This window comes from Simiduia agarivorans SA1 = DSM 21679 (assembly GCF_000305785.2).
Lineage (GTDB): Bacteria > Pseudomonadota > Gammaproteobacteria > Pseudomonadales > Cellvibrionaceae > Simiduia > Simiduia agarivorans.
Window position 1 is genome coordinate 3,127,528 of the sequence record NC_018868.3, and the last position, 12,564, is coordinate 3,140,091.

Consider the following 12,564-nt stretch of genomic DNA (forward strand, 5'->3'; position numbering starts at 1 on the left):
GATACCCCTTGTGATCGAGAATTTACGCAATATTGCCATTATCGCCCACGTTGACCATGGCAAAACCACCCTGGTAGACAAGTTGTTAAGCCAGTCCGGCACCCTTGATCGCAAGAACGTGGGTACCGAGCGGATCATGGATTCTAATGATCAGGAGCGTGAGCGCGGTATTACCATTCTCGCCAAAAATACGGCTATCGAGTGGAACGGCTACCACATCAACATTGTGGATACCCCCGGACACGCCGACTTCGGCGGTGAGGTTGAGCGCGTGCTGTCGATGGTGGATTGCGTGTGTCTGCTGGTGGACGCGGTGGACGGCCCCATGCCGCAAACCCGTTTTGTAACCTCCAAGGCGTTTGAAAAAGGCCTGAATCCCATTGTAGTGATCAACAAGGTGGATCGCCCCGGCGCGCGTCCAGACTGGGTGATGGATCAGGTGTTTGACCTGTTCGACCGCCTGGGCGGCACCGACGAGCAGCTGGACTTCCCCGTGGTATACGCCTCGGCCCTGAACGGCATCGCCGGTCTGGATCTGGATGACATGGCTGAAGACATGACGCCCCTGTTCCAGATGATCGTGGACAAGGTGCAGCCGCCGGCGGTAGACCGCGATGGCCCGTTCCAGATGCAGATTTCTGCGCTCGATTACAACTCCTACGTGGGTGTTATCGGTGTGGGCCGCATCAAGCGTGGTTCGGTCAAGCCCAACCAGCAGGTGGTGATCGTTGATGACGAAGGCAAAACCCGCAAGGGCAAAATCCTGCAGGTGATGGGTTACCTGGGCCTTGAGCGCGTGGAAGAAACCGAAGCTTTTGCGGGCGACATTGTGTGTGTCACCGGTATCGAAGGCCTGAACATTTCCGACACCCTGTGCGACCCGCAAAATGTGGAAGCGCTGCCGCCGTTGATGGTGGATGAGCCCACCGTGAGCATGACCTTCCAGGTGAACGATTCGCCCTTCGCTGGTAAAGAAGGCAAGTTCGTGACCTCGCGCAATATCAAAGACCGTCTGGATCAGGAGCTGATCCACAACGTGGCGCTGCGCGTTCAGCAGGGCGACAGCCCGGACAAGTTCATTGTCTCTGGCCGCGGTGAGCTGCACCTTTCCGTATTGATTGAAAACATGCGTCGCGAAGGCTTTGAGCTGGGTGTGTCGCGCCCCGAAGTGATCCAGAAAGAAATCGACGGCGTGATTCAGGAGCCGTTCGAGCAGGTGGTGATCGACGTGGAAGAACAGCACCAGGGTTCTATCATGGAAGAACTGGGTCTGCGCAAAGCCGAAATGACCAACATGGAGCCCGACGGTCAGGGCCGTGTCAAACTGGAATTCATCGTGCCTTCGCGCGGCCTGATCGGCTTCCGCGGTCAGTTCCTGACGCTGACGTCCGGTTCCGGCATCATGACGTCGATCTTTGATCATTACGGTCCGGTCAAGCAGGGCGAAGTGGCCAAGCGCATCAACGGCGTGCTGGTGTCTATGGTGAAGGGCAAAACCCTGGCCTACGGTCTGCACCCGCTGCAGGATCGCGGCCGCTTGTTCCTGGGCGCCGGTGAAGAAATTTACGAAGGCCAGATCGTCGGTCTGCACAGCCGAGGCAACGACCTGGTGGTAAACCCCACCAAGGCCAAGCAGCTCACCAACGTACGCGCCTCCGGTACCGATGACGCGCTGACCTTGTCACCGCCCGTGCGCCACACCTTGGAGCAGGCGCTGGAATTCATCGAAGACGACGAGCTGGTGGAAGTGACGCCGCAAAGCATCCGCCTGCGTAAAAAGCTGCTCACTGAAAACGAGCGCAAGCGCGCGAAAAAGTAATCGCCCGTGTGATGAAAAAGACCGGCAGTTGCCGGTCTTTTTGTTTGGCAGTCAGTTGATAAATCAAAAGGTGTCCTTGTGAAATCCGGTAGCAAAAGTCCGCGTGGAAAATTCCCTGCGTCAAAAAAAACGCCCGCGCGTGGGTCGAGCAAAACCTCCGCCGGTTTTTCGGCTGCAGGACCCTGGGCTTTGATCTGGCAGGCGTGGCAGGCCCAGCCCGCGGGCACCCATCTGGACCGCTGGCTGAGTGCCAATCTCGCCAAATTGGTGCCGGCACCGGGCGCGCATGCCGCGTTAGTCACGCGCCTGCAGAAGGCGGTGGCGTATCAACAACTGATATGCGCGCTGGCCCATCAGTTTGAAGCCGGGCACGCCAATATCGACTGGCTGGCGTGGGACGCCAAGTGGACGCCCGAGCAGGTGACGCGTTTGTCAGCGTCGCAAATTGAGCAATGGCTGGATCTCCGGTTAAACCCAGAGCCCGCGCAAGCCGCACCTGAGTTGGCGAAGAAAATCCAACTGGCGCAATCCTTTCGCGCAGGCACGGAAAGCAATCCGTCATTGTTTGCTCTGTGGCATGGTTTGCGACCGGGTTGGATGGCCGCAATAAGCAAGCGCGCCGAACTCAGTGGTTGGTCTAAGGCGCAATTAAATGCATTTGCGGCCGCCCAGGCGTTGCCCCCGCCTTTGTGGTTGCGTCTGCAATCCGACATGACGCCTGAGCAAGCCAAAACGTCACTTGAACAAGACGGTGTGTTGGTTGAGCTGAGTGAGCAGGGCTTGTGCGCTCACGGGGGTAAATCCATCAAACTTAGCCAGCTGCACAAAGCCGGCGCGCTCGAAGTACAGGACCTTGCCAGCCAGTGTTTGTCCGGGCGGGTAGAGGTCCGCCCCGGCCAGAAAGCATGGGATGTGTGCGCCGGTGCAGGCGGTAAAACCCTCGCCATTGGCGCCGGCATGCATAACAAGGGCATGTTGCTGGCCACCGATATTCACGAACGCAAACTGCAAGAGCTGAAGCGTCGCGCCAAGCGCGCCGGGTTATACAACATCCGCTCGTTTGTATGGAGCGCCGACGCGCCCCTGGCATTGCCAAAAGAAGTGGCGCAGCAACAGGGGTTTGATTGGGTGTTGGTGGATGCGCCTTGCAGCGCCTCTGGCACCTGGCGGCGCAACCCGGAAGCGCGCTGGCGTTATACCACTGCAGATACCGAAGAACTCGTGCAATTGCAGCGCAAAATTGTCAGCAACGCCCTGCCAGCAGTGCGCCCGGGCGGCAGCTTCGTGTACGCCACCTGCAGTTGGGACGAGCGAGAAAACGAGCAGCAAGTCGCCTGGCTGTTGACGCAATACCCTGATTTCAGTTTGGTGTCCCAATCTTTACTCGGCTGTCCGGACATGGATTCAGATACGATGTTTGTGGCAGTATTCAGAAAAATGCCAACAGCCAGCTAGTCACCTTTAAGAGGACGCTTCAATGGCCCATGACCCACGCGATGAATTGCATCAGGAGTTACCCACAGACCATCCGGATACGTTGATATCCGCGATGCATCGGGTGATTCAGTGGGCCGTAAAAGTGCTGGCGGCATTGATGGTGATGGTTATATTGTTGGGTGTCGCTGACGTGGTCTATGTGCTGTACCAGAAGTTGGTAGAGCCTCCCATGTTTTTGCTGGATGTGAACGATATCTTCTATGTGTTCGGCGCCTTTATGGTGGTGCTGATCGCGATTGAAATTTTCATCAATATCCGGCTTTACCTTGGCAGCCATGTGTTTCCGGTTAAGTTGGTAGTGGCCACTGCATTGATGGCCATCGCCCGGAAAATCATTATTCTCGACGTCGAGAAATTATCCTACCAGTACGTGCTTGCGATCGGTGTCACCTTGTTGGCATTAGGCATTACTTATTGGCTGTTGACGCTGAAGCCCGCTGCGCAATCGGAGCATTGAGTCGTTCCAACGCAATTGCGGTTCTCTCTGGCGCAGGCCGACCGGCCCGGTGTATTCAAGGCGCTAAGCTGTCGGAAAAACGGAGGGCTGCCATGAAAATGCTTGCCAACGGGTTCCTGCTGACAGGCCTGTTATTCTCGCCAATCGCTTTCGCTTCCGGCTGTGATACCGGGCCTCATCGCCAATTCGATTTCTGGCTGGGTGAGTGGGCGGTCTCGGTGGAAGGTAAAGGCCAGGTCGGGCACAACCGCATTGAAAAAATTGTGGATGGGTGTGCCCTGCGTGAAACTTACACCACAGCAGGAAAATATCACGGCACCTCCTATAACAGTTACAGCCCGGTTACTGGTCAATGGCACCAGACCTGGGTGGATAACAGCGGATTGACGCTGTTGTTATCCGGCGGCTGGCGCGAGGGCACGATGGTGTTGTCGGGCGATGGCATCAGCCCCACGGGCACACCGGTGTTGCACCGCATTAGCTGGACGCCACTGCAGGATGGCGGGGTAAGGCAGTTGTGGGAATCGCGTCCCAAAAACAACGAAAACGCTGATTGGGTTAAGGTGTTTGATGGCCTCTACAGCCCGGTCAAAGCTGAATGAAAAACCCGTTCAGATTTGTACCGTGCCTTTGATTTGTGCGTATACCCACTGCCCCGGTGCCAGTCCCAGCTGGCGGATTGAATGACCGGACAGCAAGGCGCGCAAGGTTTGCCGGCCCAGCGCGAGTTCCAGTGTGGCGTAAGCTGCATCCGCATCGCCCAGAGATTGAATCCGGACTTTGACGATATTCAGAATGCTGCTGTCGTTCGCGCGTGTCAGCGCGATGCTGACGTCGCGGGCGTCGATGGCGATTCCCCGCTCGGTAATGTGTTGTTTGCCCACCAGCCGGATCTGTTGGCCGTCATCCAACAACAGGGTTGAAAATCCGTTCGCCGAAGGTTTTACCTCGCCGCATAAAATACTGAATGCGTGGCCGCGCTGTTGCACCAGAAGCGGGTGGTTGATCAGCGCCTGCAATTGGCCGTCACACAGCCGGGTTTTGTCCATCAGCATCAGATGATCGGCCACGTGCAGCAGTTCATCCAGTTGGTGGGTCACCATGATCACGGGCTTTTCTTTGCCGGCGGCTTTGATCAGCGCGAGCGCATTGCGCTTGCGTTCGGCATCCAGCCCGGTAAGCGGTTCGTCCAGTAAAATGGCCTGGCCCTGATGCGCAAGTGTACGCGCCAGCGCAACCCGGCGTTGCTCACCGCCCGACAGTTGGTTGGCCCGGGTGTGCAGTAAATGAGTGAGATCCAGTGCGTCGATCAACTGCGCGGGCAGCGGGATTGACTGGCCCAGCACAATATTATCGGCCACGGTTTTGTGCGGCAGCAGGCGCGATTCCTGAAACATCATGCCCAGCTTGCGCGCCGCGGGTGCAAGGGTTTGTGTGCCTGAAAGCCAGCGCTGTTGCCTGAAGCTGATGTTACCCCGATGGGGGTCCAGCCCGGCCAGTGCGCGCAGCAATCGGGTTTTGCCGCAGCCGGATTGCCCGAATAACACGGTCACGCCCTCGGTGGGCAGTGTCAGGTCTGGCTGCTGGGGCAGCGTCAACAGGTTGATGTGCCACCCGTTCATGACTTTTTCCGGCCGTAAATGGCAAGCAGGGCAACCACGGCAATGGCGAGCATGATCAGCGACAGTTGATGCGCAGCCGCGTAATCCAATTGTTCGACCGCATCAAAAATTGCGATCGAGGCGACCCGGGTTTCATCGGGAATATTGCCGCCAATCATCAGTACCACCCCGAATTCGCCCAGCGTATGGGCGAAGCCCAACACAAACGCACCGGCGAATCCTTGCTTGCACAGCGGCAGTACCACCTGGGCAAACTGTTGCCAGCGATTCAGCCCCTGCAGCTCAGCCATTTCGAGCAAACCTTTGTCCAGTTGCGCGAAGCTGGCTTGCAGCGGTTGCACCACAAACGGCAGGGAGTACACCATCGAGCCGATCACCAGACCGGTAAAACTGAAGGCCAGACTGCTGCCGGTGAGTGCCAGCCACTGGGCACCCGGCCATTGGTGGGGCGAAAACGCCAACAGCAGATAAAAGCCGATGACGGTGGGCGGCAACACCAGGGGTAGCGCCACCAGAATTTCGCTGGCGCGGGCGAGTGCGCTCGTGGATGCCTGCAGCCACCAGGCCAACGGAATGGCGAGTAACAACAACAGCGTTGTGCTCACCGCCGCCAGTTTGAGTGAAAGCACAATCGCCGCCAGGGCCGCCGCGTCAATCATCAGCGTTCACCGGATCGTAACCCAATGGCTGCAGCTGCCGTTGAGTGTCGGGGCTTAACAAAAACGTGATGAACTGCGTGCTCCGGGGCGACGGTTTTATGACCAACAATTGTTGGCGAATGGGCGCATGCAACTGCGCGGTGAGATTAAAGCGCGTGGGCGCATCCGCAGGCACCAAGGACCCCGCCAGCCAGGCGGTATTGATGTGGCCGGCGTCATACCACTGCCGCACCTGGGCAATGTTGGCAGCGGTTACCCGGGTGGCTGAGAGGGGTGCCAGTGATTGCATCAAGGTGTCGGCCGCCGCGCCGTAGGGGGCCAGAGCCGGATTGGCCAACGCAATTTTATCGCTCTTGCGCAACAGGCTCTGCCAGTCGTTTGCCGCTGTGCGGCTTACCAGCCAGAGTTGGCCCTGCGCATAGGTCTGCGGCAAATCACCACCAAGGCTGCTGTGCAATCTGGCGGGGTAATGGTCGTCGGCGGATAAAAAAATATCGAACGGGGCGCCTTGCAGAATCTGGGTCGCGAGTTGACCGGATGCGCCGCTGCTGATGACCAGTTCAATGCCGGTGGTGCGGGTAAACTCGGGCGCAAGTGCGGCCAGTGCCGGCCGGAAATTGCTGGCCACCGCCAGGCGCAGCGATTCCGCCACCGCAGTCATGGCGGTCATCATCAACAACAGTAAGATCGCTAAACGCATGGAAAGCTTCTGGCCGGCAACAAGCGTAGAGCCGCATGTTAGCAGAATTTCCGGTGACTACCTTGCGGGGGATCAATGGCCCGTGCGATGCAGGCGGCTCAGTGGTCCTGATGGTCCGACATCATGCGCGAGACGCTGCGCTCGGCCCGGTCAGATTCCTTTTTGAGCAGCTCGCGCAGGCGCGCCTGGTTGTCGATGCCAAGTGCCCGGCATTCAATGCCCAGCAGGTGGTCGCGCTGGTGGGCCAGTTTGCCCTGCATTTTGATCAGGTTGTTGTCGCCGGCTTCAATCGACAGGATGATTTCTTCGCCCGGCGTCAGGTCATGGGGCCGGATCAGCGCCGCCAGCGCGCCGTTGAACGACACGTCGACGATGTGTACGTCAAACTTCTTTTGGGTGGTCATGAGGGTGGCATAGGCGCGGTAGTGCACGCGCGGAAAGTAACGCCGTTCGCGGTTGTCGTCTGTGCTGGTGGTAGTCATTCCCTATAAACCTCTTCCAGGGTGTCCGCTTAAGGGTGGTCGCTGCCGGCCCGGAGGACATATATTAATACGTGAGTACCATTTGTGGTAGCGTTGGTTCAGTGTCAGGGCAGGTCGGAGACCAATTGCCTGAGCTCCCGTTCGGCGGCATCGGCGTCGCCGGTATTCAGGCTGATCAGTTGGCGCAGATGCGCCATGCTGTCCACATCAATTTCACAGCAATGCAGCCCCAATTGCCGTCCCGCCTGATGGGCCAGGCGCGCCGTCAGGGTAATGTGAGTCTGGTCGTCCAGCCTCAAATCCAGGCTCATGGGTTCATCGGCGAGGGGTTGGCTGTCGTCGGGCAGCAGCAGGAGCGCGCCCTTGAGCGAGATGTCGACCAAGGTGCAGTGCCATAGATGCTGTCCCTGCGTGAGTCTGATGGCGCGGGTAAATTTCACCCTTACAAAGCGGCGGCGATTGGTGGTTGGCATACTGAACCTCCTGAGCCTAAGTGTAGTCGCTGGCGCACCCGGCCGCGTGGCTTTACATGACGGAACCGGTGAACGGCCGGGTAAATGCGGTCACTGTCGCCTTGTCTTTGATCCTTCACATTTGCGTGCCCGCATCCGGCCCTTATAATGGCCCTACTCTCAGGGAGGACACCCGATGCCCAAATACACCGTCTTAGTTTTTTTTCTGGCCGCGCTCGCTCTGGCTGCCTGTGGTCAGGAACGTGCGCCCATCGCCAGTTCTGCTGCGCCCGCGGCTGAGCATAAAGCAGAGGCCAAGCCTGCGGTTGCCGAAGCGGTAGAACAGATTGCCGATAGCTGTATCGACACCAGTAAGATCAACCCGAATCGCATGTGTACGATGGATTACAATCCGGTTTGTGGTTGTGACGGCAAAACCTACAGCAACGCCTGTGGCGCAACCAATGCCGGCGTCACCAGCTGGACCAAAGGTGAGTGCCCCTCCACCCATTGATGCCACGATTTAACGCCCCATCGCCCGATGGGGCCAGGCTTTTGCAGGCTCTGAATGCGCTATCTGATTACCACCCTGGCCCTGCTGTTCACATCCATAGGGTCAGTGGCCGAAGCGCCCGCTCAGCGACTGGTATCGCTCAATCTGTGTGTGGATCAGATGCTGCTGCGGTTTGCGCCGCGCGAACGCATCGCCAGCGTCACCTATTTTGCCGACAACCCGCTCATGTCGCCGTTGGCCGGGCAGGCAGCAGGGCTGCATAAAAACCACGGCCTGGTGGAAGAAGTCATTCCGCTCGGGCCCGATCTGGTATTGGCGGGTGAATACGGTGCGCGCGAAGCCGCTGAACTGCTGCAGGCGCTCGGGTTTAGCCTGCAGCGCATCCCGCTGCCCTATGCTCTGGATGACATAGAAGGTCATCTGGATCGCATGGCAGTTATTCTGGGTAACCCGCCTGCACTGCTCGAGCACAAAGCCCGCTGGCAGGCGCGCAAAACCCGGTTGCAGGCCGCGGCGGCCGCTCTGCCCGAGAGCGAAAAACCCACGGCCCTGATGCTTGGCCCCAACCACGTGGCGCCGGGTGCGGGCACGCTGGAACATGAAATGCTCACCCTTGCCGGTTTTCGCAATTGGGCTGCGTTGGCGGGCAAACAGGGCTTTGCCAGTATCAGCCTGGAACGGCTGGTGATTGATCCGCCAGATGTATTGATTGTGGATCGGGTCGCGGCCGGGCATTTTTCCCTCGCCCATGAAGTGCTCAGTCACCCTGCTTTGGATGCGGCGCTGGCACAGGGCCGTTTGGCCAGCCTGCCCGGCAACCTGAGCGTGTGCCCGGCGCCCAATATCAACGAACTGATCACCGTGCTGGTGGATTTGCGTCAATCACTGGCTGCACGGGAGCGCCCATGAAAACCCTGATACTTTCCGCCGTATTGCTCCTGCTGGCCGCTGTGTCGTTAACGCTGGGGGTGGCCGATATTTCGCTGCTGGATGCCGCCCGCGATGCCTGGGCTGGCGAACAAAGTGCCGCGCGCAGTATTGCGTTTGATGTGCGACTGCCGCGCACCTTGTTGGCGTTGATTGTGGGCGCAGGGCTGGGCATGGCCGGTGCTGCCATGCAGGGCCTGTTGCGCAATCCGCTGGCCGAGCCGGGCGTGCTGGGGGTGTCGTCGGGTGCGGCCCTGGGCGCGGTGATTACCTTGTATTTTGGCTTGGCGGCCTGGGGCTGGGGCGTGCTGCCGGTGGCCGCCATGCTCGGCAGCCTGATCGCGCTGCTGGCCATCTATGGGCTGGCGGGTAAAAGCAAAAGCCTGCTGGTGCTTATTCTTGCGGGCGTTGCGTTAAACGCCTTGTTCGGTGCCCTGACGGCGGTGGCGCTCAACTTTGCCAAAAACCTGTTCGCCCTGCAGGAAATTATTTTCTGGCTGATGGGCTCGCTCGCCAACCGCAGTAACGATCATTTGCTCGTCGCCGCGCCCACCATTGCCATGGGCATGTTACTCATGTGGCATCGACGCGCCTACCTGGACGCGCTCACGCTGGGCGACGATACGGCGAGCAGCCTGGGTTTTAACGGCAATCGCGAACGCATCCTGATTTTGCTCGGCATTGCCCTGGCCGTTGGTGGCGGGGTGGCAGTCAGTGGCGCCATTGGTTTTATCGGTTTGATGGTGCCGCACTTGCTCAGGCGGTGGGCCGATTACCAGCCGGGTAAATTGTTGATGCTGTCGGCCTTGGGCGGCGCACTGCTGTTGTTAGGCGCCGATCTGCTGGTGCGCCATCTGGATCTGGTGCGGGAGCTGAAGCTGGGTGTGGTCACGTCCTTGTTGGGTGCGCCTTTCTTTATTTATTTGCTGATGAAAAGCAAACGCCAATTTTTATAACGGACAGGAAAAACGATGACGCGGCTCACCAGTGAAAACTTGTCCTATGCCATTGACCAGGCGCAACTGCTGCGCAATATCAGTTTTTCAGCCGAATCGGGTCAGCTGATCGGCCTGATCGGCCCCAACGGCGCGGGCAAATCCACACTGCTGAAAATGCTCGCGGGGGTGTTGCCTGCCAGCAGCGGGCAGGTGCGGCTTGCCGATACACCGCTGAACCAATGGCCGGGGCCGGCGCGGGCAAAAAAACTCGCTTTTCTCGCGCAACAGGAGCAGCCGGCCTGGTCGGTAAGTGCGGAAACGCTGGTGGCGCTCGGTCGCCTGCCTTACACCGGCAGCACCCAGGTGGCACTGGAAAAAGACGCGGGTATTATCCGCATGGCGTTGCAGGCGGCCGGTGTGGATCATCTGTCACAGCGCGCGGTGGATACACTGTCCGGCGGCGAGCTGCGCCGGGTACAATGCGCGCGCCTGTTCGCCACCGTGGCCGATGTGTGGCTCGCCGATGAGCCCATCGCGGCACTGGACCCACTGCATCAGCTTCAGATCATGCAATTGCTGAAAACCAAAGCCGAAACCGGGCTGGTGATTGCCGCCCTGCACGATCTCTCCATTGCCGCGCGCTATTGCGATCGTTTGCTATTGTTGAATGATGGTGAATTGGTGGCCGATGGTGCGCCGCAGGCGGTGCTTACCGAACAGAACCTTGCCCAGGTTTATCGTATCCGTGCCGATATAACCACCACGGCCAAAGGTTTACACATTGCCGCGGCGGAGCCGTTGGTTTAGGGAGCTGTTGTTCCCGTTAAGTGCGCTTGCCCAGACGGTATTGGGCCAGTGTAAAAAGTCTGAAGCTATGTCTGAATCTTTACCGTCCATTTCTGTGCTCAACCAATGGTGCGCTGCGCACAAGATCAATCTGCGCTTTTTATCCATTGGTACACGCAGCCCGCGCCTGATCAGCCAAGGCAAGGCGCCGTTGACCACCGACAGCCTTGCGCGCGCCGAGGCCATCGCCAGAACATTGCGTACAGATGAATGGCACGCGCTGGCCGACATCCACTGCGACGGTTTCCCTGAACAAATCCATTATCAGGTCGTCACCTATTCCCAGATGCTCGCACTGCGCGAAGCCGGCACAATGCCCACGGGTTTATCGGCTACCGTGCTACCCATAAACCACGAAAAACAAACGCTGCTATTACAAAAACGCAGCGCCAGCTCGCACCTTTACCCCGGCTACCTGAGCCTGCTCGGCGGCGGCTATGCACCCGCCGTGGACGACGCCGGCGACGGCGCCAACCCCCGCACTACTGCCGAGCGCGAATGCTTTGAAGAGTCCAATGTGCAACTCACCATTCCGGATAACTGCCTGGTTGCCATTACTCAGGAAACAGATGTTGGCGCGATTCAGATTAATTATCTGGGCATAGCGTCAGACTTTGCCAACGCCAAAGCGGATGAACAGGAAGGCTTGTTGGTGGAAGTACCAGTGCCGGGTGAGGAGGCCATTGCGGACCTGAAAAATCACACGGACTTGCTGAAAGGCTGTTTAGCAGCCTACCTGTCTCAAACCACGTGTAGGGTGGAATAAGCGCAAGCATATTCCACCAAAACCCATTAAGAATCGCAATCCATTGTTCGTGGAGTATCAGGGTTTTCCAGGCTAAACGTCTCTATTCTGATCTTTGATTGGTTTTTTCCCTTGGCGTTTTCTGCAGGCAAAGCTCCAAAAGATGTGTTTGATATATACATAGCTTCGGCAAAAGGACCATGCCTGATTCTACTTTTCAAGTCAGTCGCCAAATGGTCACCAGATTAGGATGGTAGCACCGCTAGGTAAAGGCAGCGGTGCTATCGTGCGCAACTCAGAAGTTCACATTAAAACCGGCAGAAAAGTAGATTACATCTTCTTCAATGATGGTGGCTTCCAATTCGAAGTTGCCTGCGTCCGACTGACGGAAGCCCAGGCCAAGGCCAACGGATGCGCCTGTGTCGGATGCACTGTAACCGCCTTCGGCGTCGATGGTTTCGTTGATAATGCCGGCCTTGGCTTTGAAGTAAACGTTGCCACTAGACCGAAATACGCCATAGCCCGCCAGTGTTTCAACGGAGAAGTCCACATTGTCCGGACCGTAGTAGCTGGGGTTTTCGAAAGAGCCATCGCTCAGAGAGCTGGTGTATTGGCCTTCAATTGCCCAGTTGTCTGAGAAGTGATAGCCCAGCTGAATCCCGACGTTAAACGGGTTGGAAGCATCGCCCAGGTCCACGTGCATAATGCCGAGGTTGGCGCCTGCGTAGAACCCTTCTTCTGCGATGGAAGCTGTGGTGAAACTGCCGGCGGCAATAGCTAATGCGGTTGTAGCAAGAAACTTTTTCAAGACATAGTCCTTTATTATTGATTGGTGGGGCGGGATAGTATTATTACCAAATCAATTTGGCAAGATCGTGCCAGTTCGGTGAAATAACCCTATAAAAA

The 12,564-nt window shown here is 58.0% G+C and carries 15 protein-coding genes; 9 read left to right on the forward strand and 6 right to left on the reverse strand.

Annotated features, from left to right (window positions below):
- The first annotated feature begins 10 nt into the window (after positions 1–10).
- The 4 genes from typA (at position 11) to M5M_RS14135 (ending at position 4,375) form a co-directional block, all read left to right on the forward strand.
- Positions 11–1,819 carry a translational GTPase TypA gene (typA, locus tag M5M_RS14120; RefSeq protein WP_015048168.1) on the forward strand — a complete coding sequence of 603 codons (1,809 nt, stop codon included), beginning with the start codon at positions 11–13 and terminating at the stop codon, positions 1,817–1,819.
- A 189-nt stretch (positions 1,820–2,008) separates the two neighbouring features.
- On the forward strand, positions 2,009–3,274 hold the full coding sequence (locus tag M5M_RS14125) for an RsmB/NOP family class I SAM-dependent RNA methyltransferase (protein ID WP_016389589.1): 1,266 nt from the start codon (positions 2,009–2,011) through the stop codon (positions 3,272–3,274).
- 22 nt (positions 3,275–3,296) lie between these two features.
- The gene (locus M5M_RS14130) at positions 3,297–3,773 is read left to right on the forward strand and encodes a phosphate-starvation-inducible PsiE family protein (protein WP_015048170.1); all 477 of its coding nucleotides are present in this window, start codon (positions 3,297–3,299) and stop codon (positions 3,771–3,773) included.
- 92 nt (positions 3,774–3,865) lie between these two features.
- The gene (locus M5M_RS14135) at positions 3,866–4,375 is read left to right on the forward strand and encodes a hypothetical protein (protein ID WP_015048171.1); all 510 of its coding nucleotides are present in this window, start codon (positions 3,866–3,868) and stop codon (positions 4,373–4,375) included.
- Positions 4,376–4,384: 9 nt separating this feature from the next.
- Here the strand turns inward: M5M_RS14135 and M5M_RS14140 are convergent, their stop codons facing one another.
- The 5 genes from M5M_RS14140 to M5M_RS14160 form a co-directional block, all read right to left on the reverse strand.
- On the reverse strand, positions 4,385–5,395 hold the full coding sequence (locus tag M5M_RS14140; RefSeq protein ID WP_015048172.1) for an ATP-binding cassette domain-containing protein: 1,011 nt from the start codon (positions 5,393–5,395) through the stop codon (positions 4,385–4,387).
- Positions 5,392–6,054: a molybdate ABC transporter permease subunit gene (modB, locus tag M5M_RS14145; protein WP_015048173.1), complete on the reverse strand. Its 663-nt coding sequence runs from the start codon at positions 6,052–6,054 to the stop codon at positions 5,392–5,394. The genes M5M_RS14140 and modB overlap by 4 nt, the downstream gene beginning before the upstream one ends.
- Positions 6,047–6,754 (reverse strand): molybdate ABC transporter substrate-binding protein, encoded by a 708-nt coding sequence (gene modA / locus M5M_RS19655; RefSeq protein WP_015048174.1) that lies wholly within the window; start codon positions 6,752–6,754, stop codon positions 6,047–6,049. Before modA ends, modB begins: the two co-directional genes overlap by 8 nt.
- 98 nt (positions 6,755–6,852) lie before the next feature.
- Positions 6,853–7,236: a PilZ domain-containing protein gene (locus tag M5M_RS14155; protein WP_015048175.1), complete on the reverse strand. Its 384-nt coding sequence runs from the start codon at positions 7,234–7,236 to the stop codon at positions 6,853–6,855.
- A gap of 104 nt (positions 7,237–7,340) precedes the next feature.
- The gene (locus M5M_RS14160) at positions 7,341–7,709 is read right to left on the reverse strand and encodes a PilZ domain-containing protein (RefSeq protein ID WP_015048176.1); all 369 of its coding nucleotides are present in this window, start codon (positions 7,707–7,709) and stop codon (positions 7,341–7,343) included.
- Positions 7,710–7,884: 175 nt separating this feature from the next.
- On the opposite strand from M5M_RS14160, the gene M5M_RS19985 reads away from it, so the two are divergent.
- The 5 genes from M5M_RS19985 (at position 7,885) to M5M_RS14185 (ending at position 11,679) form a co-directional block, all read left to right on the forward strand.
- Positions 7,885–8,202, forward strand: a complete 318-nt coding sequence (locus tag M5M_RS19985) for a Kazal-type serine protease inhibitor family protein (protein WP_016389594.1) — start codon at positions 7,885–7,887, stop codon at positions 8,200–8,202.
- A gap of 54 nt (positions 8,203–8,256) precedes the next feature.
- The gene (locus tag M5M_RS14170; protein WP_015048178.1) at positions 8,257–9,111 is read left to right on the forward strand and encodes an ABC transporter substrate-binding protein; all 855 of its coding nucleotides are present in this window, start codon (positions 8,257–8,259) and stop codon (positions 9,109–9,111) included.
- Positions 9,108–10,085 (forward strand): FecCD family ABC transporter permease, encoded by a 978-nt coding sequence (locus tag M5M_RS14175; RefSeq protein WP_015048179.1) that lies wholly within the window; start codon positions 9,108–9,110, stop codon positions 10,083–10,085. The genes M5M_RS14170 and M5M_RS14175 overlap by 4 nt, the downstream gene beginning before the upstream one ends.
- 15 nt (positions 10,086–10,100) lie before the next feature.
- A complete protein-coding gene (locus M5M_RS14180) occupies positions 10,101–10,874 on the forward strand; it encodes an ABC transporter ATP-binding protein (protein ID WP_015048180.1) in 774 nt (257 codons plus the stop codon).
- Positions 10,875–10,941: 67 nt separating this feature from the next.
- Positions 10,942–11,679 carry an NUDIX hydrolase gene (locus M5M_RS14185; protein ID WP_015048181.1) on the forward strand — a complete coding sequence of 246 codons (738 nt, stop codon included), beginning with the start codon at positions 10,942–10,944 and terminating at the stop codon, positions 11,677–11,679.
- Between the two features lie 274 nt (positions 11,680–11,953).
- Here M5M_RS14185 and M5M_RS14190 read toward each other — a convergent pair whose 3' ends face one another.
- Positions 11,954–12,466, reverse strand: coding sequence for an outer membrane beta-barrel protein (locus tag M5M_RS14190; protein WP_015048182.1), 513 nt, complete (start codon positions 12,464–12,466; stop codon positions 11,954–11,956).
- Positions 12,467–12,564 lie beyond the last annotated feature (98 nt).

Bases quoted from the DNA above. Each gene is read 5' to 3' on its own strand.
- M5M_RS14180 (WP_015048180.1), top strand. From the start codon at position 10,101: ATGACGCGGCTCACCAGTGAAAACTTGTCCTATGCCATTGACCAGGCG.
- modA (WP_015048174.1), bottom strand. From the start codon at position 6,754: ATGCGTTTAGCGATCTTACTGTTGTTGATGATGACCGCCATGACTGCG.
- M5M_RS14170 (WP_015048178.1), top strand. From the start codon at position 8,257: ATGCGCTATCTGATTACCACCCTGGCCCTGCTGTTCACATCCATAGGG.
- M5M_RS14160 (WP_015048176.1), bottom strand. From the start codon at position 7,709: ATGCCAACCACCAATCGCCGCCGCTTTGTAAGGGTGAAATTTACCCGC.
- M5M_RS14135 (WP_015048171.1), top strand. From the start codon at position 3,866: ATGAAAATGCTTGCCAACGGGTTCCTGCTGACAGGCCTGTTATTCTCG.
- M5M_RS14140 (WP_015048172.1), bottom strand. From the start codon at position 5,395: ATGAACGGGTGGCACATCAACCTGTTGACGCTGCCCCAGCAGCCAGAC.
- M5M_RS14155 (WP_015048175.1), bottom strand. From the start codon at position 7,236: ATGACTACCACCAGCACAGACGACAACCGCGAACGGCGTTACTTTCCG.
- M5M_RS14175 (WP_015048179.1), top strand. From the start codon at position 9,108: ATGAAAACCCTGATACTTTCCGCCGTATTGCTCCTGCTGGCCGCTGTG.
- modB (WP_015048173.1), bottom strand. From the start codon at position 6,054: ATGATTGACGCGGCGGCCCTGGCGGCGATTGTGCTTTCACTCAAACTG.
- M5M_RS14185 (WP_015048181.1), top strand. From the start codon at position 10,942: ATGTCTGAATCTTTACCGTCCATTTCTGTGCTCAACCAATGGTGCGCT.
- M5M_RS14130 (WP_015048170.1), top strand. From the start codon at position 3,297: ATGGCCCATGACCCACGCGATGAATTGCATCAGGAGTTACCCACAGAC.
- M5M_RS19985 (WP_016389594.1), top strand. From the start codon at position 7,885: ATGCCCAAATACACCGTCTTAGTTTTTTTTCTGGCCGCGCTCGCTCTG.